A 25,473-nucleotide genomic window follows, 5' to 3' on the forward strand; every position below is an offset into this window, starting at 1 on the left:
CCCGGCGCCTGCCCTGATGTCGCCGTTCCGGCTCCGATGCCTGATGTCGCCGTTCCGGCTCCGACGCCTGATGTCGCCGTTCCGGCTCCGACGCCCCGCGCGACCAAGGAGCAGGTCGAAGCCGCCATGCACGACACCAAGCTCGCGCAGGTGCTCTATCACGACTGGGAAGCCGAGACCTACGACGAAAAGTGGTCGATCTCCTACGACCAGCGCTGCGTCGATTACGCGCGCGGCCGGTTCGACGCCGCGGTCCCCGAGCAGGTGCAGCGCGAACTACCCTACGACCGGGCGTTGGAGCTGGGCTGCGGGACGGGGTTCTTCCTGCTCAATCTCATCCAGGCCGGCGTGGCACGACGCGGTTCGGTGACCGATCTGTCGCCGGGCATGGTCAAGGTGGCCACCCGCAACGGTCAGTCGCTGGGGCTCGACATCGACGGCCGCGTCGCCGACGCCGAGGGCATTCCGTACGAGGACAACACGTTCGACCTGGTGGTCGGGCATGCGGTGCTACACCACATCCCGGATGTGGAGCTGTCGCTGCGTGAGGTCGTGCGGGTGCTCAAGCCGGGTGGGCGATTCGTGTTCGCCGGTGAGCCGACGACGGTGGGAAACCGCTACGCCCGCGAGCTCTCGACGTTGACCTGGCGCATCGCGACCAACGTCACCAAGCTGCCGATGCTGGCCGACTGGCGGCGGCCCCAGGCCGAACTCGATGAGTCGTCGCGCGCCGCGGCACTGGAGGCGGTGGTCGATCTGCACACCTTCGATCCCGCCGATCTCGAGCGGATGGCCGCCAACGCGGGTGCCGTCGAGGTGCGCACGGCCAGCGAAGAGTTCACCGCCGCGATGCTGGGCTGGCCGGTCCGGACCTTCGAGGCGGCCGTGCCGCCGGGTCGGCTGGGTTGGGGTTGGGCGAAGTTCGCGTTCGGCAGTTGGACGACACTGTCGTGGGTCGACGCCAACGTCTGGCGTCGCCTGGTGCCCAAGGGGTGGTTCTACAACGTCATGGTGACAGGGGTCAAACCGTCGTAGAGTTCGGCCTCGGCGACGTGGCCTACCTCCGCAGTGATGCGGGGCGGCAGGCCCTGGCCGAGGTCTCCCGGTACCGGTTGGCCGATTCCACCCTGGTATCGGATATCGCCTCGGCGAGAGCGCATTTCGGCGACCGGACCGCTGTGCTCGTGGAGACCGTGCGATTGCGACGCAAGGCCGCCGCGAAGTTCGCCGACGCCGAACGGTTGTTGTTCACCGACGAGGCGCTGCAGCAGGCGACCGCCGCGCCTGTGACCGAGCACCGGGCGCGCCGGTTGGCCGGTGCCGTCGTGCACGACGCAACCTGCTCGATTGGTGCCGAGCTTGTGGCACTTGGGAAATGGGCCGGCTTCGTGCTGGGCAGCGACATCGATCCGGTGCGCTTGGCGATGGCCCGACACAACGTGGGCGAGTCCATCCCGCTCTGCCGGGCCGACGCTCTGCGCCCGGTGACCGCCGACGCCGTCGTAGTCGTCGACCCGGCGCGCCGAAGCGGCACCAAGCGTCGCTTCGACCCGCGCAGCTACGTACCGCCGCTGGACGATCTGCTCACCGTTCTCCGCAACCGCGACCACGTCGTAAAGACAGCTCCCGGAATCGATTTCGCGGTCCTGACACAGTTGGGATTCGACGGCGAGATCGAGGTCACCTCGCTGGCGGGCAGCGTGCGCGAAGCGTGTCTGTGGTCGCGGGGTCTGACCGAAGGCGCCGTGCGGCGGCGGGCCACGCTACTGGACACCGGTGAGCAGATCACCGACGCCGAATCCGACGGATGCGGGGTCGCTCCGGCAGGTCGTTGGATCGTCGACCCCGACGGTGCGGTGGTGCGGGCGGGTCTGGTCCGCCACTACGGCGCCCGGCACGGCCTGTGGCAACTCGATGCGGACCTGGCCTACCTGTCCGGTGACCGGCTACCCGGTGACGTGCGCGGTTTCGAGGTGCTCGAACAGTTGGCGTTCAACGAGCGGCACCTGCGCCAGGCCCTTTCCCGCCACCAGGCCGGCGTGGTGGAGATCCTGGTCCGTGGCGTCGACGTCGATCCGGATGCCCTGCGCACCCGGCTCCGGCTGCGGGGGCCGTCCCACGTGACGGTGGTCATAGCCCGGCTCGGCTCCGGGGTGGCAAGCCGGGCAACGGCATTCATATGTCGTCCGTCACGTTGAAAGCTCACGTACCCTTGCCGTACCTGTTTCGAACTTGCGCCGACCATCACGAGGCGCCGATTGCGAGGACTCCGACGATGCGCGTATTCGCCGCTGCTCTGACTGCTGCCGGTGTCTCGGCGGGCCTGCTGTCCGCTCCCGGGGCCGCCGCCCAGTCGGCCTGCGCGGAGCTGGGGGGCACCGTCGATGACGACCAGATCTGTCACGTGCACGCCGAGAATCCCACCTACCGAATCGATTACGCCTTCCCGGTGGACTACCCGGATCAGCAGGCGCTGGCCGCGTATCTGACCCAGACCCGTGACGGGTTCGTCAACGTCTCGGAGATGCCGGGATCGTGGAACCTGCCCTACGTGCTGGATGCGCGGGGGACCGGTTACCGGACCGGACCCGACGACGGTGGCACCCGCAGCGTGGTCTTCGAGGTGTACGAGAACGTCGGCGGTGCGCACCCGCAGACCTGGTTCAAGGCATTCAACTGGGACGTCGTCAACAGGGCGCCGATCACCTTCGAAGGACTGTTCCGGCCGGGCACCCAGCCGCTGGACGTCATCTTCCCGATCGTGCAGTCCGACATCTCGCGCCAACTCGGCGTCGACGCGCCGATCTCGGCGACCGACGGGTTGGATCCGGCCAAGTACCAGGAGTTCGTCCTGACCGAGGACTCGCTGATCTTCTACTTCGGCCAGGGGGAGATCATGCCCGGTGCCGGGGGTGCGCTGCAGGCCACCGTCCCGCGGTCGGCGGTGGCGTCCATGCTGGCGGAGCGGCTCACCCTCAGCCAATGACCGTCGGCTGTTTGTCCTTGCCGGTCGCGGGATCGTAGTTCTCCCAGAAGGTGGCGTTCTTGATGTCCAGGGCGACCGGGTCGAACATCGGGTCCAGACCCAGCTTCTTCTGCCTTTCGTAGTCCCGCAATGCCTTGTAGGCGGGCTGCTGCAGGATGAGGATGCCCACGATGTTCAGCCACGCCATCAGCCCCACGCCGATGTCGCCCAGCGTCCACGCTTCCGATGCGGTGGAGACCGCGCCGATGGTCACCGACACCAGGATCAGTGCCTGCAGCACCATCGTCAGGTTGGTGCCCAGGGTGCCGCGGATGAACGGGACGTCGAAGGTGGCGGCCCTGCCGAGCAGGAAGCGCAGGTTCGTCTCGGCCATGTAGTAGTACGCGATGATCGTGGTGATGCAGAAGAAGGCCAGCGAGATGGCGATGAAGCTGGAGCCCGCACCACTCCACAGCGTGTCGAAGCCGGCCTGGGCGAACGCGGGCCCGACCTCGGCCCCCTCGGGCAGGATGGCGCCGCCCTCGCGGATCACCGCTCCGGTGGCGCTCTCGCCTTCGAACACCCGGTAGGCCCCGGTGGACAGGATCAGGAAGCCGGTCGCGGTGCAGATGAACAGCGTGTCGATGTAGACGGCGAACGCCTGTACGAGGCCCTGTTTGGCCGGGTGTGACACCTCGGCGGCGGCCGCGGCGTGCGGACCGGTGCCCTGGCCGGCCTCGTTGGAGTAGATACCGCGCTTGACGCCCCACATCACCGCGGAGCCGATGATCGCGCCGAAAGCCGAGTCGAAGCCGAACGCGCTGGAGAAGATCAGCGAGAGGATCGCGGGCACCTCGGAGGCGTTCATCAGCACGATGATCAGCGCCAGAACGATGTAGATGACCGCCATGAACGGCACCACGATCGACGCGAACGTCGCGATCCGCTTGACGCCACCGATGATGACGAACGCCAGCACGATGACGGTGCCCACCGCCACCCACCACTGCGAGAAGCCCCACGCCGAGTTCATCGCCGACGCCATCGAGTTGGACTGCACGCTGGGCAGCAGCAGCCCCATGGCCAGCAAGGTGACGGCCGCGAAGATGTAGCCGTAGACCTTCATCGCCCCGGCCGCCGCGGTGTGCGACAGCGCAGTGCTGAAGTAGTACGCGGGTCCGCCGCGGTACTCACCGGTGAGCTTGTCGCGGTCCTTGTAGATCTGTCCGAGCGTGCATTCGACGAATGACGTCGACGCGCCCAGGAAGGCGACCGCCCACATCCAGAACAGCGCGCCGGGTCCGCCGAAGGCGATGGCGGTGGCGACGCCGGCGATGTTGCCGGTCCCGACTCGGCCGGCCAGCGACATGGTCAGCGCCTGGAAGCTGGACACACCCGATGGCGACTTCTCACCCTTGAGCATCAGCCGGACCATCTCCGGTACCTGGCGTACCTGCACGAAGCGGGATCTGATCGAGAAGAAGACTCCTGCGGCCAGACACAGATAGACCAGCGTTTCGTGCCAGACAAGGTCGTTGACGGCACCGAGAAATTCCGACACTCGCGTCCCCCCGTTAGGTTTCTTGACGTTTTCGGATCATCAGAGTGTGCACGCTCACATGCGAGTGTGCACGCCGAAGCCGCTTCGCAAGATCGGAATTACCAAGTCGTGACGCCGGCGTGAACAAGCCTGTCGATCACGCCGGGACGAACCCGTAGACCTGGCCGTCACTGGTGGCGGTCACCACGCGTCCGTCGTGGCCGATCGACACCCCGACCGGCCATCCGGTCGCATTCGGCAAGGGCAGGGTGTCGACGGTGCTGCCGTCGCCGAGGCTGAACACCCGCAACGCGAGCGGCCCGTCTGAGCGTCCGTCGTCGGTGCCTGCACCCTCGGTGCCCGCGTCATCGGTGCCCGCGTCATCGGTGTCGGCGTCATCGGTGTCGGTGTCATCGGTGTCGGCGTCACCGCTGTCGCGGACGACGACGTACCCGACCCCGGCGAGGCTCGACGTGGTCAGCGGGGAGGTGTCGTCCCGGGTCCAGAGCACCTCGCCCTCTTCGGCGGTGTCACGGACCGCGGTGAGACGCGAACCGGGACCCCCGCCGGCGATGACCGACCCGCTCGGTGTCACCGACGGCGGGGTCTGCGCCAGGTATCCCAGCGGCACCGACCACTTCTCGGTGCCGTCCTCGACGTTGAGCGCGTACAAGCGCTCGTCGCGGCCGTTGACGTACACCGTCGATCCGTCGGCGGACAACACCGGGCTGGCCAACGGTCCGTCCCCGACCGCGTTGCTGGTCCATTCCCGGACCAGATGCGGAGTCTGTCCGGGCTGGTAGCGCAGCCCGACCAGAACGGGTGCGTCGGTGTCCGGTTCCCACAGCGTCAGCACCACCATTCCGGAGACCTCGGAGTAGGCGGGTGCGGCCGCCACCGGGCACTGCGGACCGGCGAGGCGGCAGTCGTCGAGTCCGCGCTCGGAGTCGGTGGGATCGACGCCGGCAACCAGGTCCAGCGCAGTCCCGGTCACGGTGCCGCGATGAGCGTCGAACACCAGCACCTGACCCAGGTGGGTGACCACCAGCAGCCGCCCGGGCGTCAGGATCCGGGCGGTCATCGGCATCCCGATCACCGGTTGACGCCACCGAATCCACTGCGTGGTCGGGAACGACAGCAGTGCGCCCGGCTGCCCGATGTACAGATTGTCGAAGCCGTCGAAGAGGGGGCCGGCGAAGCCGCCACCCTGTACCAGCCTCGTGCACCAGCGTTGGCGAGCACGGTTGTCGGTCTCCCAGACCATCAACGAGCAACCTGACTCGGTCTGTGCGTTGGCGGCCAGGAAGTTGCCGGAGCCCAACGCCACCTGCGCGGCGAGCCTGCCCTTGACCGACCGCGCCCACTCCAGGCGCAGGGTGTCCGCACCCGCGACAGAGGTGGAGCTGCTGTTGGCAGCGTCGGCGTACTGTGCGGCCCAGCCATCGGCGGCGCGTGCCTGCACCCAGGAATCGGTGGTGCCGCAGCCGGCGAGCAGACCTGCGATGAGCAGCGTCGAGGTCGATGCGATGATTCGCCGGAGCACGGGATCCCTTCTGATCGCGGTGTACGTCGAGCCCACGTGAGGGTAACCGTTGACCCGTTCGCAGAGCAGGAGCGCTGCGACCCAGGAATGTCATGAGCGGGCGCGTAGGCTCTGCGGGCATGACAACGATGTGGGGAGCGCCGCTGCACAAGCGCTGGCGGGGCTCGCGTCTACGGGACCCTCGCCAAGCCCAGTTCCTCACCCTGGCCTCGTTGAAATGGGTTCTGGCCAACCGTGCCTACACGCCCTGGTATCTGGTGCGCTACTGGCGGCTGCTGAGGTTCAAGCTGGCGAATCCGCACATCATCACCCGCGGCATGGTGTTTCTCGGCAAGGACGTCGAGATCCAGGCGACGCCCGAGCTGTCGCAGATGGAGATCGGCCGCTGGGTTCACATCGGGGACAAGAACACCATCCGCTGCCACGAGGGTTCGCTGCGCATCGGCGACAAGGTGGTGCTGGGACGCGACAACGTGATCAACACCTACCTCGACATCGAGCTGGGTGATTCGGTGCTGATGGCCGACTGGTGCTATGTCTGCGATTTCGACCACAAGATGGACAGCATCGAGTTGCCGATCAAGGATCAGGGCATCGTCAAGAGCCCGGTGCGGATCGGGCCCGACACCTGGGTCGCGGCCAAGGTGACCGTGCTGCGCGGCACCAGCATCGGCCGCGGCTGTGTACTGGGGGCGCACGCGGTGGTCAAGGGCGAGATCCCGGACTATTCGATCGCGGTCGGCGCGCCGGCCAAGATCGTCAAGAACCGCAAACTGTCCTGGGAGACGTCGGCCGCCGAGCGTGCCGCGTTGGCTGCGGCGCTGGCCGACATCGAGCGTAAAAAGGCCGCCGGCTGACGATCCGGCCGAGGGACGAGGTCGGTGAGGAAGACGGCCATCGAAACCCGCCGGCTGACGATCCGGCCGAGGGACGAGGGTCAGCCGGGGCGACCGTAGTCGGGCAGCGGGCGCTGCGCGATGGGCCGTCGCGGCTGTGGTCTGCGTTCGGCCCGCTTGGCCGCCAGGTACACCTGGGCGGTGTCGGCGGCCACTGTGTGCCAGGCGAACTGCGAGGTCAGTCGGTCCCGGGCGGCGACGGCCCGCCGGTTGGCGTCGTCGGGGGCGTCCAGCAGCGCGCGCACGGCGGCGGTCAGCGCGCTCACGTCCCCCGGTGGGTGCGACAGGCCTGTCACCCCGTCGATGACCGCTTCGCCGAGTCCTCCGGCGGTCGAGGTCACCAGCGGGGTCCCCGCCGCGGCCGCTTCGAGTGCCACGATGCCGAACGGTTCGTAGTGCGATGGCAGCACCGCGGCGTCAGCACCGTGGAGCAGCTGCAGCAGCTGTGAATGATCCACGCGCCCGACGAAATTCGTGGCTTTCACCACTTTGTGCCGACGCGCCTGCTCGAGCAGGAAGGCGAGTTGGGTGCCGTCACCGGCGATGGTCAGCGTGGTGCCCGGATGGCTGCGGCGGATACGGGGCAGGGCCGCGATGGCGTCGTGGATCCCTTTCTCGTACTCGAGGCGACCGAAGTACAGCAGGCGTGCGGGTCCTGTGCGGCGACGGTGTCCGACGAAGGGCCACCCGTCGGTGTCGATCCCGTTCGGGATGACCGTGATCTCGCCGAGGTCCGGTCCGAACAACGCGCTGATCTCGTCGCGCATCGACGCCGAACAGGTGATCAGCGAGTCCGAGTCGTGGACCAGCCAGGACTCCAGGGCGTGTACCTGACGGCTCACCGCACCCGAGAGCCAACCCGAGTGCCGGCCCGCTTCGGTGGCGTGAATGGTCGAAACCAGTGGCACATCGAAGAACTGGGCCAACGCCACCGCGGGATGAGCGACCAGCCAGTCGTGAGCGTGCACGATGTCCGGTCGCCAGTCGGTCAGCGTCAGCCCGGCACGGATCATGGCGTGGCCCATGGCCAGCGTCCAGGGCATCATGTCGGTGCCGAACGCGAATTCGTGCGGATCCTCGGCGGCCGCGATGACCCGCACGCCGTCGTGCACCTCGTCGGTGGTCGGATGGGTCTGCGGGTCGGTGGCGGTGGCGCGACGACTGAGTACGACGACTTCGTGGCCGGCGCTGACGAGTTCGGTGGCCAGATGGTGCACATGGCGACCGAGGCCGCCGATCACCACCGGCGGATACTCCCACGAGACCAGCAGGATCTTCATCTTCACAGGCTGGGCAGCCTCCGTGCGTCCAAGGCCCCGAACAGACCGTCGGCGCGGTTCCATCCCTCGGCCAGTCGCCGTGCCTGTTCGTCGCGTCCCGATGCCACCGCCGCCGAGATCTCCCGGGTGGCGTGGGCGTGCAGATGTGCGCGGTAGCGGGCGTAGTCGGCCGCCGAGTCCTTGCTGATCATGAAGGGCCAGTCGCTGGACACCGTGAGCAGCGTCTCCCGCAGGATCTGGTCCGCCACGAAATCCCTTGGGGCAGAGGAACTCAGCGATGTGCTGCGGGCCAGGGACTTGTCGACGGTGCTCAACGCGGTGTCGACGACCTCATTGTTGAGGTGGACCAGGTCGGCGACTTTCTCGCCGGACCACACCTGCCAGTCCTTGCCGGACCCCCACGAACTCGGGGGCAGTTCCACCGGAGCGCCGACGTATCCGGCGGCCATGGCGTCAGACAGGGTGCCCACCCGCACCCCGGCGGCGGGCAGCGCGCGCAGCACCCGCTCCAGCCAGACCGGGCCCTCGTACCACCAGTGGCCGAACAGTTCGGTGTCGAAGGCCGCCACGACGTGAGCCGGACGGCCGATCCGGTCGGTCTCGTCTCGGAGACGCTGCCGCACCGTCTCGACGAAATCGGCGACGTGCGCGTCGACCGCGGCGTCCGCGCGGGCCGGGTCGTAGGGCGCCTTGGCCTCCGACGGCACGTTACGCCCCGTCACCCGGGCCGGCTTGAGGCCGGTGGCGTGGTCATAGGTGTGAAAATCGCGGTACGCCGGGTGGCCGGGGTAACCGGACCGCGGCGACCACACCCGGTAGCTGACCTGCAGGTCCCGTCCGAAGGCGACCACATCCGAAGCGGCGACCGGTCGGCCCAGCGCGGTGTCGCCGCGCAGCGACGGGCCGTCGACCATGAAGTGGCTCACCCCGGCCGCGGCGTATCCGGTCTCCATGCCCGGTGCGTACGCGCATTCGGGCGCCCAGATCCCGGTCGGCGCATGCCCGAACCGGTGCCGGGCATCGGCGAGGCCCTCACCGAGCGCGAACTCGCGAAGTCGTGGATTCAGCAGCGGCTGGAACGGGTGCGCCAGGGGCCCGCCGAGCAGTTCGATGACGTCACCGTCGAGCAGCTCGCGCAGCACCGGGCTGCCGCCGTGGCGCCACAGCACGTCGAACTCGCCCATCTCCCGCTCGGCCTCGGCGTGCTCGCGAGATCCGAACCGGCGTAGGGCGCTCGGCTCCGATGCGGGTGAGGAGGAAGATGCGGGTGAGGAGGACGAGGTGGCGCGGATGGTTGCCGCTTCCAGGGCGCGCAGCCGCCAGTTCGCCACCCAGTGCTGCATTCCCTGCAGGCAGTACGGATCGTCGAGCTGAGCGGCCACCACGGGTGTCACCCCGAGGGTGACCAGGTGGGTGCGGTCCTCGGCGGCCAGTGTGCGCAGCACTCGTACCAACGGCAGGTAGGAGGCCGACCAGGACTGGTAGAGCCACTCCTCGCCGACCGGCCAGCGGCCGTGGTGAGCCAGCCACGGCAGGTGGGTGTGCAGAACCAGGGTGAACAGCCCCGGTGCCGGTTGCGGGTGCGGATCTGTCACGGCCGCACCGCGATCGCCACCAGGTCGAGGCTGTCGTCGATGTCGCTGTTGTCGATGTCGCTGTTGTCGATGTCTGTGCCGGATCCCTCCACCGAGCCGGGGGCCAGGTCGAAATCGTCGACTGTGATGGAGGTGATGTCGGCGAGCAGGTCGGCCGGCCAGGGGGCGTCGGCCAGCGCACGCGTGATCTGCGCGTCGATGATCGAGCCGCCGTGACGAGCGTCGATCTCGGCCAAGCGCGGGCCGTGAAAGACCCCCAGCATCGCCTCCATCGCGAAACCGGCCGATTCGATGAGTTCGGTCAGCTCGGCGGCGTTGAGTTCACGGGTGTGGAACGGGTTCACCGGTGTGTCGCGGCCGGGGGAGAAGGTGATGCGGTTGGGTGTCGACATCAGCAACAGCCCGCCCGGGCGCAGCACCCGCGCGCACTCGGCGACGAACTGACCCTGGTCCCACAGGTGCTCGATCACCTGAAAGTTCACCACCACGTCGACCGACCCGGCGGGCAGCGGCAACTCGGCCAGGTTGCCGTGGCGCATGTCGACCCGCGGGTAGCGGGCCCGAACGTGGGCCACGGCGGACTCGTCGTAGTCCAGACCGATCACCGACCGGGCGACCTCGGCGATCAGGTCGGCGCCATACCCCTCACCACACCCCGCCTCCAGCACGTCGCGGTCACGGCACCGCTCGACCAGCCGGCGGTAGACGACCTCGTGGCGGCGGAACCAATAGTTTTCCTCCGCCACGCCGGGAACGGTCCGCTCACCGGTCAACGCCATCGGGACGGGCTCGCCGACGGGACCGTCGGTAACAGATGCGCTCATTGCAAGGCAGGCTAACCCGTAACGGACCGATGGCGAACTCTTCGTCAGCTCGACGTGATCGCGGGGCCGGTCGATCGCAAACTTCGACCAGCTATGGTGTTCGTGCGACGCACCCAAAGTTACCCGCTGGTAACATGGTGGTGCCTGCGTCACACGTGGTATGGCGGGTCGACCACCGGCCCCTTTCGAGGAGGACGAACCAGAGTCATGACGAATATCGTGGTCCTGATCAAACAGGTCCCAGACACATGGTCTGAGCGCAAACTGTCCGACGGCGATTACACCCTGGATCGGGAAGCCGCCGACGCCGTGCTCGACGAGATCAACGAGCGCGCCGTCGAGGAAGCGCTGCTGATCAAGGAGCGTGAAGGTGGGGACAGCACCGTCACGGTGCTCACCGCCGGTCCCGAGCGGGCCACCGAGGCGATCCGCAAGGCCCTGTCGATGGGCGCGGACAAGGCGGTGCACCTGGTCGACGAGGGCATGCACGGCTCGGACATGGTCCAGACGGGCTGGGCGCTGGCCCGTGCGCTGGGCACCATCGAAGGCACCGAGCTCGTCATCGCGGGCAACGAGGCCACCGACGGCACCGGCGGCGCCGTGCCCGCCATCATCGCCGAGTACCTGGGGCTGCCGCAGCTGACCCACGTGCGCAAGTTGACCGTCGAGAACGGCAAGGTCACCGGCGAGCGCGAGACCGACGACGGCCTGTTCACCCTCGAGGCGTCGCTGCCTGCCGTGGTCAGCGTCAACGAGAAGATCAACGAGCCCCGCTTCCCGTCCTTCAAGGGCATCATGGCCGCCAAGAAGAAGGAAGTCACCAAGCTCACCCTCGCCGAGATCGGAGTCGAGAGCGACGAGGTCGGTGTGGCCAACGCCGGGTCGAAGGTGCTGTCCTCAACCCCGAAACCGCCCAAGACCGCGGGCGAGAAGGTCACCGACGAAGGCGACGGCGGCAGCAAGATCGCCGAATACCTGGTTGCCCAGAAAATCATCTAACCGACCATTCCTTCCGTACTTGAGAAACGAGATACCAAACCCATGGCTGAAGTACTTGTGCTCGCCGAGCACGCCGAAGGTGCGCTGAAAAAGGTCACCGCCGAACTGATCACCGCGGCCCGCGCGCTCGGTGAGCCCTCCGCCGTCGTGGTCGGCAAGCCCGGCACCGCCGAGGGCCTGATCGACGGCCTGAAGTCCGCCGGTGCGGCGAAGATCTACGTCGCCGAATCCGACGACGCGGAGAACTACCTGATCACGCCGTACGTGGACGTGCTGGCTTCGCTTGCCGAGTCCGCGGCACCGGCCGCGGTCTTGATGGCCTCCAGCGCGGACGGCAAGGAGATCGCGGGCCGGCTGGCCGCCCGGATCGGCTCGGGCATCCTGAGCGACGTCGTCGACGTCCAGGAAGGCAACAAGGGCATCCACTCCATCTTCGGTGGCGCCTACACCGTGGAGGCCGAAGCGGTCGGGGACACCCCGGTCATCACCGTGCGCCCCGGCGCGATCGAGGCTGCGCCGGCCGACGGTGCCGGCGAGGTGGTCAACGTCGAGGTGCCAGCGCCGGCCGAGAACGCCACCAAGATCACCGCGCGTGAGCCCGCTGTCGCCGGCGACCGCCCGGAGCTCACCGAGGCGACCGTCGTCGTCGCCGGTGGACGTGGCGTCGGCAGTGCCGACAACTTCAACATCGTCGAGGAACTCGCCGACTCGCTCGGTGGTGCCGTCGGCGCATCGCGCGCCGCGGTCGACTCCGGCTACTACCCGGGCCAGTTCCAGGTGGGTCAGACCGGCAAGACGGTGTCCCCGCAGCTCTACATCGCGCTGGGCATCTCCGGAGCCATCCAGCACCGGGCCGGTATGCAGACGTCGAAGACGATCATCGCGGTCAACAAGGACGAAGAGGCGCCGATCTTCGAGATCGCCGATCTCGGGATCGTCGGGGACCTGTTCAAGGTCACTCCGCAGCTGACCGAGGCGGTCAAGGCCCGCAAGGGGTAGCCGCCGCTGCTCGAACGCTCCGAAAGGCCCCCATCCTGCACGCGGATGGGGGTCTTTCGGGTCTGCGGGACAACCCAACCGTCACCCAGCGCTCACGAACACGTCACGCACCGATTGCCGCCAAGCCCACCGGCTCGGCGACCGTGCAGCTATGAGCACTGCCTCTGTACTCATCTCCAGCCAACTCGACAGCATCGCCCCGACCGAATCCGCGTCCGACCATCCCCGCTACTCCCTGCTGCTGTGCAGTGACGCCGAGTCGATCGAGGCCGCGCAACGGCTGCGATACGACGTGTTCACCACCGAACCGGGCTTCACGCTCGACGACGACGGTCGGTCGGGAGGCCGCGACGCCGACCGGTTCGACGAGTACTGCGACCATCTCCTGGTCCGCGAGGACACCTCCGGCGAACTCGTCGGGTGCTACCGCATGCTGCCCCCGCCAGGCGCGATCGCCGCCGGCGGCCTGTACACCGCGACCGAATTCGACGTCTCCGCCCTCGACGGGCTGCGGCCGTCACTGGTCGAAATGGGGCGGGCGGTGGTCCGCGACGGGCATCGCAACGGTGCGGTGGTGCTGCTGATGTGGGCGGGCATCCTCGCCTACCTCGACCACAGCGGTTACGACTTCGTGACCGGTTGCGTCTCGGTGCCGATCGAGGACCCCGAGGGGCAGACGCCGCCGGGCAGCCGCCTTCGCGGGGTGCGCGACTTCGTCGCCCGCCGCCACGCCGCACCGGCGGAGTTCACGGTCCACCCGTACCGGCCGGTCGTGGTCGACGGCCGCGGGCTCGATGACATCGAGCCGCCGGCCCGCCTGGCCATGCCCGCACTGATGCGCGGCTACCTGCGCTTGGGAGCTCAGGTCTGCGGCGAGCCCGCCCACGATGCGGACTTCGGTGTCGGCGACTTCCCGGCCTTGCTGGACAAGCGCCGGGCCGACATCCGCTACCTGCGCCGACTGCGGTCGGTTGGGGCTGCGGCCGCCGTCACGGACGGACCGCGGTCATGACGCTGGCCTCCGAACACGCCTGGTTGCAGCGGGCCACCTGCGGCGCGGGATGCGTCCACGCCGGCGGCGACGGTCCCGGGCGGCGCTGGGTGGTCGCGCTGCGGACCACGCTGCGGGTGTGCGCCGCGGCGACGCTGTTCGCCGGGGTGTGGCTGCTGGCGGTGCCACTGCCGGGGCGGGCGCGTCTGCAGCGCGGATACTGCCGGCTGATGCTGCGCAGCCTGGGTGTTCGGATGGCCGTTTCCGGCGGGCCGATCCGTAACCTGCGCGGGGTGCTGGTGGTCAGCGGGCACGTGTCCTGGCTGGACGTGTTCGCCATCGGCACGGTCCTGCCCGGTTCCTTTGTGGCCAGGGCGGACCTGGTGGACTGGCCCGCGCTGGGTATGGTCGTGCGCCTGATGAAGGTCATCCCGATCGATCGGGCCAGCCTGCGCAGGCTGCCTGCGGCGGTCGCCGAAGTCACCGAGCGCCTGCGCGCCGGGCACACCGTCGTGGCCTTCCCCGAGGGCACGACATGGTGTGGGCTCGGATACGGCCGGTTCCGGCCGGCGATGTTCCAGGCGGCGATCGATGCCGGGCGGCCGGTCCAGCCGTTGCGGCTGAGCTACCGGCACAAGGACGGGCGGCCCTCCACCGTCCCGGCGTTCGTCGGCGACGACTCCCTGCTGACCTCGATCAAGCGGGTCATCACCGCGCGGCGCACCGTCTGCCACATCCAGGTCGAGTCCCTTCAGGTGCCCAGCGGGGACCGGCGCGAGCTGGCGGCCCGGTGCGAGACCGCCGTGCGCGGTGCGGCCTGGACGCCGGCGTCGGTGGCGAGTGCGGGCTGCGGCGAGGGTCACGCGCTGGTCGCCTGAGCGCGATCGCGAAGACCGGCGACGCGACGGCTATCCTGGAACGGCTATGTCTGCGTCGGTGCCCACACCCCAGCCGGTGTATCTCGACCATGCCGCCACCACCCCGATGCGCCCCGTCGCCATCGAGGCCATGACGGCCGCGTTGGCGACGGTCGGCAACGCGGCCTCACTGCACGGTTCCGGCCGCCTGGCGCGGCGCAGGCTGGAGGAGTCCCGTGAGGCGTTGGCGCAGGCGTTGGGGGCCCGCCCGTCGGAGGTGATCTTCACCGCGGGCGGGACCGAGAGCGACAATCTGGCGATCAAGGGCATCTACTGGGCGCGGCGCAGTTCGTCACCACACCGCCGCCGCATCATCACCACGCCCGTCGAACACCACGCGGTGCTCGACGCGGTGCAATGGCTCGTCGACCACGAAGACGCCGAGGTGAGCTGGCTGCCGGTCGACGGCACCGGCGCGGTCAGTCCGGCCGACCTGCGTGCGGCCATCGGTGATGCGGCCGACGTGGCGCTGATCTCGGTGATGTGGGCGAACAACGAGATCGGCACCGTCATGCCGATCGCCGAGCTCGCCTCGGTGGCAACAGAATTCGACATTCCGATGCACAGTGACGCCGTGCAGGTGGTGGGTCAGCTTCCGGTGGACTTCGCGGCGAGCGGACTGTCGGCCATGAGCGTGACGGCACACAAATTCGGCGGCCCGATGGGTGTCGGGGCGCTGTTGCTGCGGCGCGAGACCTCATGTGTGCCGTTGTCGCACGGCGGCGGGCAGGAACGTGACGTCCGTTCGGGCACTCAGGATGTCGCCGGGGTGGTGGGGATGGCCACTGCCGCGCAGGCGGCGGTGGGTGCGTTGGATTCCGGTGCCGAACGGGTGCGGGCGCTGCGTGACCGTCTGATCGACGGTGTGCTCGATGCCGTCGACGACGTCGACGTCAACGGGGCGCCGGGTGACAGGCGGCTGCCGGGCAACGCGCACTTCACCTTTCGCGGGTGTGAGGGCGACTCGTTGCTGATGCTGCTCGACGCCAAAGGTATCGAGTGCTCGACCGGATCGGCGTGCACGGCCGGGGTGGCCCAGCCCTCCCACGTGCTGACCGCGATGGGTGTCGACCCCGCCGACGCCCGCGGCTCGCTGCGGCTCTCACTCGGACACACCAGCACCGAGGCCGACGTCGATGCGGTGCTGGCCGTACTCCCGGCAGCGGTTCAGCGGGCCCGGCAGGCGGCGCTGGCCAGCTCGGGACGGCACTAGCGATGCGGGTATTGGTCGCCATGAGCGGCGGAGTGGATTCGTCGGTGGCCGCCGCCCGCATGGTCGATGCCGGCCACGACGTGGTCGGCGTACACCTGGCGCTTTCGTCGGCGCCGGGCACGTTGCGTACCGGTTCCCGTGGGTGCTGCTCGAAGGAGGACGCCTCTGACGCGCGCCGCGTCGCCGATGTGCTGGAGATTCCGTTCTATGTATGGGATTTCGCGGACCGCTTCAAAGAAGACGTGATCGACGACTTCGTGGAGTCCTACGCCCGTGGCGAGACCCCCAACCCGTGCGTACGGTGCAATGAACGCATCAAGTTCTCGGCGTTGGCGGCGCGCGCGCTCGCCCTCGGCTTCGACGCGCTGGCCACCGGGCATTACGCGCGGCTGTCCGACGGGCGACTGCGGCGCGCGGTGGACCATGACAAGGACCAGTCCTATGTGCTCGCGGTGCTGACCGCCGAACAGTTGCGGCACGCGATGTTTCCGATCGGGGACACCCCGAAGTCGGCGATCCGTGACGAGGCGGCCCGCCGCGGCCTGGCGGTTGCCGAGAAGCCCGACAGCCACGACATCTGCTTCATCCCGTCCGGAGACACCAGGGCGTTCCTCGGTGCGCGTATCGGGGTGCGTCGTGGCAGTGTGGTCGACTCCAGCGGCGCGGTGCTCGCCGAACACGACGGGGTGCACGGGTTCACCATCGGGCAGCGCAAGGGCCTGGGTATCGCAGGCCCCGGCCCGGACGGTCGGCCGCGCTACGTGACCGGGATCGACGCGGTGACGGGCACCGTGCAGGTCGGCGACGTGTCCGACCTCGAAGTGACCAGGCTGCGAGGTGCCGCCCCGGTGTTCACCTCCGGGGTCGCTCCCGACGGACCGGTCGAGTGCGCGGTGCAGGTCCGCGCCCATGGCGGGGTGGCCGACGCGGTCGCGGAACTGTGCGACGACGGCCTGCAGGTCAGCTTGCGCAGCCCGCTGCGCGGCGTGGCGCCGGGGCAGACGTTGGTGCTTTACCGGCGCGACCCCGACGGCGACGAGGTGCTGGGCAGCGCGACCATCTCGTCCGCCGACTGACGACAACCGCCCGGCCCGCTCACCCGGGTACGTTGGCCAGGATGTTGGTCATCACGATGTCGGACACCGACGCCGGGAAGGCGCAGAAGGTGATCTCGACCAGCACCGCCGACTTCACCTGGTAATCGCGGCCGCACCCGCCCGGTCTGGTGTGCACCGAGTCCGTCGTTCTCGTCACCCCGCCGACCAGTGCCGGGCCGTGCTGCGTCGCGTCGCATCCGGCGATCTGTTCGGCGACGGCGTCGAATGCGCGCCTGGCCGTCGGGGCGTCGCGGTAGCCGGCGGCGGCCTGGGAGATGAGCGCCCCGCCGGGCGGATTCTGGTAGGTCTGCTTGTGGAACTCCTCGACCTCCGAGCCGAAGACCTGGCTTTCGGCATAGACCCATTCGCATTGCGCCGGAACGCTTTCCATCATGAAATCGATGTCGACCGGTACCTTGCTCTCGGTTCCCGGAACCATGGTGAGGTGCTCGCCGGCGCCGGTGACGGCCTGCAGTCGTCCGCGGTCGAGAAGCACCGAGTCGACGTCGACCGGCGACTGGGAATCCTCGTCGATGGCCGGCACCGGTCGCAGCGCCGTCCCCGCGACATGGTGCGTGCACCCGCCAACCAGGATCGCCGCGGCGCACCACAACGACGCTGATGCGCGGCCCGTCATACCCTGACCCTAATCCGTCGAATATCGTCAGGCGAGTGAGCGTTTTCGCAACCGCGACGGGCATCGGATCCTGGCCGGGCCACTCGGCACGCGAGGCCGCCGAGGTGATCGTCGGGGAGCTGCACCGGCTGCCGCATCTCGTGGAGCTGCCCGGTCGCGGGGTGGGAGCCGACATGATCGGGCGCGCCGGTGCCTTCCTCGTCGACATCGGACTCGACACCGTGCCCCGCGGCTACCGCATCGCTGCGGGTCGCAGCGCGGCGACCCGGCGTGCGACCAGTCTGCTCGACGAGGACCTCGATGCGCTCGAGGAGGCCTGGGAGCGGGCCGGCCTGCGCGGCGGTGGGCGGGTGGTCAAGGTGCAGGCGCCCGGCCCGGTGAGCCTGGCGGCCCAGCTGGAGTTGCCCGGCGGGCACCGCGCCATCACCGACGCCGGTGCGGTGCGCGATCTGACCACATCGTTGGCCGAAGGTGTCGCGGCGCACCGGGCGCAGCTGGCTCGCCGGCTGGAGGCCGCGGTGGTGGTGCAGTTCGACGAGCCGTTGCTGGCCGCCGCACTGGCTGGACGGCTGACCGGTGTGACGAGTCTGAACCCCGTGCACCCGGTGGACGAATCGGTGGTCACGGCACTGCTCGACGAATGCGTCGAGACGGTGGGCGGTGAGGTTGCGGTGCACAGCTGCGCAGCCGAACTGCCGTGGAAACTGTTGCAGCGCAGTGCGGTGAGTGCGGTTTCGGTCGACATCAACACCCTCGCCCCGGCGGATCTGGACGGCATCGGCGCGTTCGTCGACTCGGATCGCACGGTGCTGCTGGGCGCCGTGCCGAGCGCCGCCCCGGCGGTGCGTCCGTCCGCGGAGCAGATCGCCGCCGCGGTGGCCGAGGTGACCGATCGGCTCGGATTCGCCCGCACCGTGCTGCGCGAACGCATCGGGATCACACCGGCTTGTGGTCTGGCCGCCGCGACGCCGGGCTGGGCGCGCACCGCGATCGAGTTGGCCCAGCGTGCCGCCGACGGGTTGGCCCAGGACCCCGAGGCGGTCTGAGGGCCGATAGCCCGATCAGGAGGTGCGCAGATCCTTACGCAGGATCTTTCCCGACGCCGACTTGGGGATGGCGTCGATGAACTCGACCTGACGGACCTTCTTGTACGGGGCGACCTGCCCCGCCACGTAGTCGATGACCTGGTCGCCGGTCAGCTGGGCACCTGCCTGCCGCACGACGAACGCCTTCGGCACCTCTTCGCCCTCCTCATCGCGCACACCGACCACCGCGGCGTCGGCGATGTCGGGATGGGTCAGCAAGATGGCTTCCAGTTCGGCGGGCGGGACCTGATAGCCCTTGTACTTGATCAGCTCCTTGAGCCGGTCGACGATGTACACCAGGCCTCTGGCATCGACCTGGGCGAGGTCGCCGGTGTGCAACCAGCCGTCCTCATCGATGGTCTGTCGGGTCGCCTCCTCGTTGTTGAGGTAACCGGCCATCACGTTCGGGCCCTTGAACCACAGCTCGCCCGTCCTGCTCAGTCCCTCCTCGGGAACCTCGATCACCTCACCGGTCTCGGGGTCGACGAGTTTGGACGCGGCGTTGGACACCGTCCAGCCGACCGAGCTCAGCGGGGCGTCATCGTGGACGTCGGCCTGCCCCCCGTCGAACGGGGTGATGTGACTGACCGGGCTCAGCTCACTCATCCCGTAGCCCTGGACGACCTTGCAGCCCAGGCGTTTCGCCACGGCGTGGCCGAGGTCGGCGTCCAGCGGCGCGGCCCCGGACATCACGACGTTCAGTGAGGACAGATCATGATCGTCGACCAGGGGGTGCTTGGCCAGCGCCACCGCCACCGGCGGTGCGATGAACGCGATCGTGCATCGGTGCGCGGCGATGTTGCCCAAGAACTCGCCCAGGTCGAAGCTGGGCATGATGACCAGCCGGGCACGGGCATGCAGCGCGGCGTTGAGCAGCACCGTCATCCCGTAGATGTGGAAGAACGGCAGCACGGCCAGCACGGTGTCGTCGGGCTGCATCCCGTGCAGCGGGCGGATCTGCGCGACGTTGGCGACCAGATTGCGGTGGGTGAGCATCACCCCCTTGGGGTTGCCTGTTGTCCCCGAGCTGTAGGGCAGCACCGCCAGATGCGACGACGGTGCGAAGTTCACCTGTGGCGCAGGGGTTCCCGCTCCTTCCGCCAGCAGGTCAGCGGCATTGGGATGGCCGGCGCCGACGCCTGATCCGTGTCGACCCGCACCGTCGAGCACCACGAGATCGTCATCGGAGAGGCCCGCCGCGGTCGCGCCGTCGGCGGCCTGGGGGAAGAGCGCGGTGACCGTGATCAGCATCCGGGCTTGGGAGTCGGTGAGCTGCTTGGCGATGTCCTTGGCGGTGAACAGGGCGTTGATCGTGGTGGCGGTGGCGCCGGCGCGCAGGATTCCGTGGAACGCCACCGCGAACGCCGAACTGTTGGGTGCCAGCAGGCCGACGACGTCACCGACGCCGATCCCGCGGGCGGCCAGGGCGCCGGCGAACGAGTCGATGCGGGCGAGCATCTCGCGGTAGGTGGTCTGCCGGCCGGATTTCGCGTCGATCAGCGCGACCCGGTCGAGGTGGGGGTCCTCGTCATGGCCGGACGACGATGACAACGACGCGAAGAGGTAGTCGTAGACGCTGGCGGTGGGGATGTCGACTTCGGGGAAGGGGCTCGAAAAGGTCATGGTGTCTCCGATCGAACCATGACGGGCGCGTCCACGGGTCAGCGTTGGTCGAGGCGGGCGATCAGTTTTTTCGACGCCACCATCCGAAACGAGGCGTCGATCAGCTCGGTGACCTCGGTCCAGTCCACCGCCGCGGCGGTCAGGTCCAGTCCCAGCCACCCGAACGGTCCCAGATAGGCGGGGAAGAAGAATCTGCGGTCCTGTTGCAGCGCGTTGCGGTCGCTGTCGTCGACCTTGACCAGTACCGACTGCGGGTACTGGGTGTACTGGCTGCCGGCGCTGCCTTTGACACTGCCTTTCACACTGCCTTTGACACCGTTACCGGCGCTGCCTTTGACACTGCCCCCGTAGATGGCGAACATCTTGGGCGCACAGAACACCGGCCGTCCCCAGGAGACCTTCTCGAATGCGTCGGGGAACCCGAGGGCGATGGCGCGCACCTCGGCCAGCCCCGGATCGTCGTCACCGAACATGATCGGGTGCGGCATGTCCGCAGCCTACGCGCGCGGGCCGGCCGGCGGACCGCTGTCAGCGCCCTTCGATAGCCTGCCAGGGTGAGTCCTGATCCCGAGGCAGTGCTGGCCGAACAGGCCGACGATGCGCCTGATGCCGATCTGCGCCGCCGGTGGCAGGAACTCGCCGACGAGGTGCGGGATCACCAGTTCCGTTATTACGTGCGCGATGCGCCGATCATCACCGACGCCGATTTCGACGCGATGCTGCGCCGGTTGGAGGCGCTGGAAGCAGCGCATCCCGAGCTACGGACCCCGGATTCGCCCACCCAGCTCGTGGGCGGGGCCGGATTCGCCACCGATTTCACCCCGGCTGAGCATCTGGAGCGCATGCTCAGCCTCGACAATGTCTTCACCCCCGAGGAACTCGCCGGATGGGCGGCCAGGATCAAGACCGAGATCGGTGCGGATGCCCAGTATTTGTGCGAGCTCAAGATCGACGGAGTGGCGCTGGCGCTGGTGTACCGGGACGGCCGTCTGGAACGGGCGGCCACCCGCGGTGACGGGCGCACCGGCGAAGATGTCACGCTCAACGCCCGAACCATCGAGGATATCCCCGAGAAACTGACCGGCACAGCGGAATTCCCGTTGCCAAGAGTGCTTGAGGTGCGCGGTGAGGCGTTCTTCAGGATCGCCGACTTCGAGGACCTCAACGCCGGCCTGGTCGCCGAGGGCAAGCCGCCGTTCGCCAATCCGCGTAACAGTGCCGCGGGTTCGCTGCGGCAGAAGAACCCCGCGGTCACGGCCCGCCGGCGGTTACGGATGATCTGTCACGGCCTGGGCCACGTGGAAAGCGCCGCGGGGTTCCCGTTCACCACGTTGCACGACGCCTACCGCGCGCTTGACGCGTGGGGGCTGCCGGTCTCGGCGCACACCTCCCGGGTCACCGGACTCGAGGCCGTCACCGAGCGCATCGCCTACTGGGGCGAGCACCGCCACGACGTCGACCACGAGATCGACGGCGTGGTGGTCAAGGTTGACGCCGTGGGGCTGCAACGTCGGCTCGGGGCAACCTCGCGGGCACCGCGTTGGGCGGTCGCCTACAAGTACCCGCCCGAGGAGGCCCAGACCAGACTGCTCGACATCAGGGTCAATGTCGGGCGCACCGGCCGCGTGACGCCGTTCGCCTATATGGAACCGGTCAAGATCGCGGGCTCCACGGTCGGTTTGGCGACCCTGCACAACGCGTCCGAGGTGAAACGCAAGGGTGTGCTCATCGGCGACACCGTGGTGATCCGTAAGGCCGGTGACGTGATTCCCGAGGTGCTCGGGCCGGTCGTCGACCTGCGTGACGGCAGTGAACGTGAGTTCGTCATGCCCACCCACTGTCCGGAGTGCGGCACCCGGCTCGCCCCTGCCAAGGAGGGTGACGCCGACATCCGCTGCCCCAATTCGCGCAGTTGCCCGGCCCAGCTGCGGGAGCGGGTGTTTCACGTTGCCGGGCGCGGCGCCTTCGATATCGAGGGGCTCGGGTACGAGGCCGCCGCGGCGCTGTTGCAGGCGGGCGCGATCAGCGACGAAGGTGACCTCTTCGACCTCACACCAGAGGATCTGCTGCGCACCGATCTGTTCACCACCAAGGCCGGCGAACTCTCGGCCAACGGTAAGCGGCTGCTGACCAATCTGGGCAAGGCGCGTTCGCAGCCGCTGTGGCGCGTGCTGGTCGCGTTGTCGATCCGCCACGTCGGCCCGACCGCGGCCCGCGCGCTGGCCGCCGAGTTCGGCAGCCTCGACGCGATCGTCGCAGCATCCGAAGAGCAGCTGGCCGCCACCGAGGGTGTGGGTCCCACCATCGCGGCGGCGGTTACCGAATGGTTCACCGTCGACTGGCACCGTGCGATCGTCGACAAATGGCGCACGGCCGGGGTTCGGATGGCCGACGAACGCGACGCCAGCATCGAACGCACCCTGGAGGGGTTGTCGATCGTGGTCACCGGTTCACTGACCGGTTTCAGTCGCGACGAGGCCAAGGAGGCCATCATCGCCCGCGGCGGGAAGGCGGCCGGATCGGTCTCCAAGAAGACCGCCTTCCTGGTGGCCGGCGATGCTCCCGGCTCCAAATACGACAAGGCCGTCGAGCTCGGCGTGCCTGTGCTCGACGAGGACGGATTCCGCAGCCTGCTGGCGAACGGCCCCGACGGGGTGAAGACGGCGTGACGTAGCGTGCCCGTCCAGCCGATGGTCAGCCGATGATCAGCCGATGATCGTCGTCACGATCCCGGCCAGGTAGCCGAGCCGGGCGACCTCACTGGGGCGGAACGCGGGACCACCGGGGCGGCCCAGCACGATCGCGGTGTGCGGATCGGTCAGCGGTGCGGCCGCCAGCGTGGTGTCCATGTCACGCCACACCTGCGGCACCCACTCGGCGCCGGCGTCGAGTGCCTCGGCGCGCTGCAGTGGCAGCCAGGGTGTCTGCGCGGCCTGGGTTTCGGGGGCTCCGGAACTTCCCACCACCCGTTCGGACCCGGTCTCGGTGAGCCGCACCACCGTGCACCAGCCGACTCGCAACACCCGGGGCGCCTCGTCGACCAACACCTGCAGTCTCTTGAGCTTTCCGTCGGCCGCGGCGACGTGGTCGATGAGCTCCAGCTCCCGGTGAGCTTCCAGCAGACCGGTGTGCGGCCGGATGCTGTCGACGTAGACACCGCTGAGGTTCTCGGCGGCGGTGATGAGCATGTCGGGCATCGCCCCCGGTGGCAGCTCGACAACCAGATCGTCGATCGCGTAGCCGGTGGCACGTTCCACCACATCGAGCGACAGGATGTCGGCGCCGACCGAGCCGAGCGCCACGGCCAGAGAGCCGAGGCTGCCCGGCCTGTCCTCCAGCTGGACCCGCAGCAGATACGAACGCACGGCCACACTGTTTCACGGACAGGCGCAGGCGGGCGACTCGGGCACGGGCGCCCCGGCACGGGTGAACTAGGCTTCGTGGTCGTGTCACAGATCTCCCGGGACGAGGTTGCGCACCTCGCCCGCCTCGCGCGCCTCGCCCTGACCGACAGTGAGCTCGACGGCTTCGCCGGGCAGCTGGACGCCATCCTCGGCCACGTCAGCCAGATCCAGGCCGTCGATGTCGCCGGCGTCGAGGCCACCGACAATCCCTTGAAGGACGTCAACGTATTCCGGGCCGACGAGCCGCAGCCCAGCCTGACCCAGGAGCAGGCGCTGGCCGCTGCGCCGAGTGCCACCGAGGGCCGCTTCGCGGTGCCGCGGATCTTAGGAGAGGCCGAATGACCGACGCGCCGCGCACCGGATCGGCGACCAGCAGCGAGCTGGTTCGGCTCGACGCCGCCGCCCTCAGCGCCAAGATCGCCGCCAAGGAGGTGTCGTCGACCGAAGTGACCCGGGCCTGCCTGGACCAGATCTCGGCCACCGACGGCCAGTACCACGCGTTCCTGCACGTCGCCGCGGACCGGGCGCTGGCTGCCGCCGCCGCGGTCGACAAGGCGGTGGCGGCCGGAGACGCTCCCGCGTCGCCGCTGGCCGGTGTGCCGCTGGCGCTCAAGGACGTCTTCACCACCGTCGACATGCCGACCACCTGCGGCTCGAAGATCCTTGAGGGCTGGACGTCGCCGTATGACGCGACGGTCACCGCCCGACTGCGCGCCGCCGGCATCCCGATCCTGGGCAAGACCAATATGGACGAGTTCGCCATGGGCAGCTCCACGGAGAACTCCGCGTACGGGCCCACCCGCAATCCCTGGGACGTCGAGCGGGTGCCCGGCGGCTCGGGCGGCGGCAGCGCGGCGGCGCTGGCCGCCTTCCAGGCTCCGCTGGCCATCGGTTCGGACACCGGTGGCTCGATCCGCCAGCCGGCGGCGCTCACCGCGACCGTCGGGGTCAAACCCACCTACGGCACGGTGTCGCGGTACGGGCTGATCGCCTGTGCGTCATCGCTGGATCAGGGCGGGCCGTGCGCCCGCACGGTGCTCGACACCGCGCTGTTGCACCAGGTCATCGCCGGGCACGACCCGCGTGATTCCACGTCGGTGGACGCCGAGGTGCCCGATGTGGTGGCCGCCGCCCGCGCCGGCGCCCGGGGCGACCTCACGGGCGTGCGGATCGGTGTGGTCAAACAGCTGCGCACTGGCGAGGGCTACCAGCCGGGTGTGCTCGCGTCCTTCACCGCGGCCGTCGAACAACTCAGCGCGCTCGGCGCCGAGGTCAGCGAGGTGGACTGCCCGCATTTCGACTACTCGCTGCCGGCGTACTACCTGATCCTGCCCTCGGAGGTGTCGTCGAACCTGGCGAAGTTCGACGGTATGCGCTACGGCGTGCGGGTCGGCGACGACGGCACCCACAGCGCCGAGGAGGTGATGGCTTTGACCCGGGCCGCCGGATTCGGCCCCGAGGTCAAACGGCGCATCATGATCGGCGCCTATGCGCTGTCGGCCGGCTACTACGACGCCTACTACAACCAGGCGCAGAAGGTGCGTACGTTGATCGCGCGTGACCTCGACGAGGCCTATCAAAAGGTCGACGTGCTGGTCTCGCCCGCGACTCCGACCACAGCGTTCCGGTTGGGCGAGAAGGTCGACGATCCGCTGTCGATGTACCTGTTCGATCTGTGCACGCTTCCGCTGAACCTGGCCGGACACTGCGGGATGTCGGTGCCGTCGGGCCTGTCGGACGACGACAATTTGCCCGTCGGGTTGCAGATCATGGCGCCCGCACTGGCCGACGACCGGCTCTACCGGGTGGGTGCCGCCTACGAAGCCGCACGGGGTCCGCTGCCAACCGCGCTGTAACAGGGGAGG

Annotated in this window: 23 protein-coding genes; 14 read left to right on the forward strand and 9 right to left on the reverse strand. The window is 68.8% G+C overall.

The genetic code is table 11. The features are described 5' to 3' along the window. Positions 1–36 precede the first annotated feature (36 nt). From ACNUDN_RS09735 to ACNUDN_RS09745, 3 genes are all read left to right on the forward strand, one after another. Positions 37–1,035, forward strand: a complete 999-nt coding sequence (locus ACNUDN_RS09735; protein WP_419125092.1) for a class I SAM-dependent methyltransferase — start codon at positions 37–39, stop codon at positions 1,033–1,035. Next, positions 993–2,198 carry a THUMP-like domain-containing protein gene (locus ACNUDN_RS09740; protein WP_419121746.1) on the forward strand — a complete coding sequence of 402 codons (1,206 nt, stop codon included), beginning with the start codon at positions 993–995 and terminating at the stop codon, positions 2,196–2,198. Before ACNUDN_RS09735 ends, ACNUDN_RS09740 begins: the two co-directional genes overlap by 43 nt. A gap of 77 nt (positions 2,199–2,275) precedes the next feature. Then, positions 2,276–2,986 carry an esterase gene (locus tag ACNUDN_RS09745; protein WP_419121747.1) on the forward strand — a complete coding sequence of 237 codons (711 nt, stop codon included), beginning with the start codon at positions 2,276–2,278 and terminating at the stop codon, positions 2,984–2,986. Here the strand turns inward: ACNUDN_RS09745 and ACNUDN_RS09750 are convergent. Next, positions 2,976–4,526 (reverse strand): alanine/glycine:cation symporter family protein, encoded by a 1,551-nt coding sequence (locus tag ACNUDN_RS09750; protein WP_419121748.1) that lies wholly within the window; start codon positions 4,524–4,526, stop codon positions 2,976–2,978. The genes ACNUDN_RS09745 and ACNUDN_RS09750 overlap by 11 nt on opposite strands. Positions 4,527–4,662: 136 nt before the next feature. Next, positions 4,663–6,048, reverse strand: coding sequence for an outer membrane protein assembly factor BamB family protein (locus ACNUDN_RS09755; protein ID WP_419121749.1), 1,386 nt, complete (start codon positions 6,046–6,048; stop codon positions 4,663–4,665). Positions 6,049–6,167: 119 nt separating this feature from the next. Between ACNUDN_RS09755 and ACNUDN_RS09760 the strand changes: the two genes are divergently transcribed. Next, complete coding sequence (locus tag ACNUDN_RS09760) at positions 6,168–6,905, forward strand: acyltransferase (RefSeq protein WP_419121750.1); 738 nt, start codon at positions 6,168–6,170, stop codon at positions 6,903–6,905. An 80-nt stretch (positions 6,906–6,985) separates the two neighbouring features. Here the strand turns inward: ACNUDN_RS09760 and ACNUDN_RS09765 are convergent, their stop codons facing one another. Genes ACNUDN_RS09765 through ACNUDN_RS09775 form a run of 3 tightly spaced genes read right to left on the reverse strand, consistent with a single transcriptional unit; the run spans position 6,986 to position 10,643 of the window. After that, a complete protein-coding gene (locus ACNUDN_RS09765) occupies positions 6,986–8,224 on the reverse strand; it encodes a glycosyltransferase family 4 protein (protein ID WP_419121751.1) in 1,239 nt (412 codons plus the stop codon). 2 nt (positions 8,225–8,226) lie between these two features. Continuing rightward, complete coding sequence (locus ACNUDN_RS09770; RefSeq protein ID WP_419121752.1) at positions 8,227–9,819, reverse strand: 1,4-alpha-glucan branching protein domain-containing protein; 1,593 nt, start codon at positions 9,817–9,819, stop codon at positions 8,227–8,229. Continuing rightward, positions 9,816–10,643 carry a class I SAM-dependent methyltransferase gene (locus ACNUDN_RS09775; RefSeq protein ID WP_419121753.1) on the reverse strand — a complete coding sequence of 276 codons (828 nt, stop codon included), beginning with the start codon at positions 10,641–10,643 and terminating at the stop codon, positions 9,816–9,818. The genes ACNUDN_RS09770 and ACNUDN_RS09775 overlap by 4 nt, the downstream gene beginning before the upstream one ends. Before the next feature lie 207 nt (positions 10,644–10,850). On the opposite strand from ACNUDN_RS09775, the gene ACNUDN_RS09780 reads away from it, so the two are divergent. From ACNUDN_RS09780 to mnmA, 6 genes are all read left to right on the forward strand, one after another. Further along, complete coding sequence (locus ACNUDN_RS09780; protein ID WP_419121754.1) at positions 10,851–11,642, forward strand: electron transfer flavoprotein subunit beta/FixA family protein; 792 nt, start codon at positions 10,851–10,853, stop codon at positions 11,640–11,642. A 42-nt stretch (positions 11,643–11,684) separates the two neighbouring features. Then, positions 11,685–12,641, forward strand: coding sequence for an electron transfer flavoprotein subunit alpha/FixB family protein (locus ACNUDN_RS09785; protein ID WP_419121755.1), 957 nt, complete (start codon positions 11,685–11,687; stop codon positions 12,639–12,641). Positions 12,642–12,792: 151 nt separating this feature from the next. Beyond that, positions 12,793–13,653, forward strand: coding sequence for a GNAT family N-acetyltransferase (locus tag ACNUDN_RS09790; protein ID WP_419121756.1), 861 nt, complete (start codon positions 12,793–12,795; stop codon positions 13,651–13,653). Continuing rightward, the gene (locus tag ACNUDN_RS09795) at positions 13,650–14,510 is read left to right on the forward strand and encodes a lysophospholipid acyltransferase family protein (RefSeq protein ID WP_419121757.1); all 861 of its coding nucleotides are present in this window, start codon (positions 13,650–13,652) and stop codon (positions 14,508–14,510) included. Before ACNUDN_RS09790 ends, ACNUDN_RS09795 begins: the two co-directional genes overlap by 4 nt. A 46-nt stretch (positions 14,511–14,556) precedes the next feature. Beyond that, a complete protein-coding gene (locus ACNUDN_RS09800; protein ID WP_419121758.1) occupies positions 14,557–15,762 on the forward strand; it encodes a cysteine desulfurase family protein in 1,206 nt (401 codons plus the stop codon). A gap of 2 nt (positions 15,763–15,764) precedes the next feature. Then, a complete protein-coding gene (mnmA, locus tag ACNUDN_RS09805; protein WP_419121759.1) occupies positions 15,765–16,838 on the forward strand; it encodes a tRNA 2-thiouridine(34) synthase MnmA in 1,074 nt (357 codons plus the stop codon). A 19-nt stretch (positions 16,839–16,857) separates the two neighbouring features. Here the strand turns inward: mnmA and ACNUDN_RS09810 are convergent, their stop codons facing one another. Beyond that, positions 16,858–17,496: a sensor domain-containing protein gene (locus ACNUDN_RS09810; protein WP_419121760.1), complete on the reverse strand. Its 639-nt coding sequence runs from the start codon at positions 17,494–17,496 to the stop codon at positions 16,858–16,860. A 35-nt stretch (positions 17,497–17,531) separates the two neighbouring features. Here ACNUDN_RS09810 and ACNUDN_RS09815 point away from each other — a divergent pair, with 35 nt between their 5' ends. Beyond that, entirely contained in the window at positions 17,532–18,542 is a 1,011-nt protein-coding gene (locus ACNUDN_RS09815; RefSeq protein WP_419121761.1) for a uroporphyrinogen decarboxylase/cobalamine-independent methonine synthase family protein, read from the forward strand. A 15-nt stretch (positions 18,543–18,557) separates the two neighbouring features. Here the strand turns inward: ACNUDN_RS09815 and ACNUDN_RS09820 are convergent, their stop codons facing one another. Continuing rightward, entirely contained in the window at positions 18,558–20,204 is a 1,647-nt protein-coding gene (locus ACNUDN_RS09820) for a 4-coumarate--CoA ligase family protein (protein ID WP_419121762.1), read from the reverse strand. Positions 20,205–20,242: 38 nt separating this feature from the next. Beyond that, the gene (locus tag ACNUDN_RS09825; RefSeq protein WP_419121763.1) at positions 20,243–20,692 is read right to left on the reverse strand and encodes an MmcQ/YjbR family DNA-binding protein; all 450 of its coding nucleotides are present in this window, start codon (positions 20,690–20,692) and stop codon (positions 20,243–20,245) included. Positions 20,693–20,779: 87 nt separating this feature from the next. Between ACNUDN_RS09825 and ligA the strand changes: the two genes are divergently transcribed. After that, positions 20,780–22,873: an NAD-dependent DNA ligase LigA gene (gene ligA / locus ACNUDN_RS09830; RefSeq protein ID WP_419125093.1), complete on the forward strand. Its 2,094-nt coding sequence runs from the start codon at positions 20,780–20,782 to the stop codon at positions 22,871–22,873. A 36-nt stretch (positions 22,874–22,909) separates the two neighbouring features. Here ligA and ACNUDN_RS09835 read toward each other — a convergent pair whose 3' ends face one another. Beyond that, positions 22,910–23,569 (reverse strand): ACT domain-containing protein, encoded by a 660-nt coding sequence (locus tag ACNUDN_RS09835; RefSeq protein WP_419121764.1) that lies wholly within the window; start codon positions 23,567–23,569, stop codon positions 22,910–22,912. An 81-nt stretch (positions 23,570–23,650) separates the two neighbouring features. Here ACNUDN_RS09835 and gatC point away from each other — a divergent pair, with 81 nt between their 5' ends. Continuing rightward, positions 23,651–23,950: an Asp-tRNA(Asn)/Glu-tRNA(Gln) amidotransferase subunit GatC gene (gene gatC / locus ACNUDN_RS09840; protein WP_419121765.1), complete on the forward strand. Its 300-nt coding sequence runs from the start codon at positions 23,651–23,653 to the stop codon at positions 23,948–23,950. Beyond that, entirely contained in the window at positions 23,947–25,464 is a 1,518-nt protein-coding gene (gene gatA, locus ACNUDN_RS09845) for an Asp-tRNA(Asn)/Glu-tRNA(Gln) amidotransferase subunit GatA (RefSeq protein ID WP_419121766.1), read from the forward strand. The genes gatC and gatA overlap by 4 nt, the downstream gene beginning before the upstream one ends. Positions 25,465–25,473: the final 9 nt, after the last annotated feature.

The sequence above is a fragment of the Mycobacterium sp. smrl_JER01 genome, from assembly GCF_048513595.2.
Taxonomy (GTDB): Bacteria; Actinomycetota; Actinomycetes; order Mycobacteriales; family Mycobacteriaceae; genus Mycobacterium.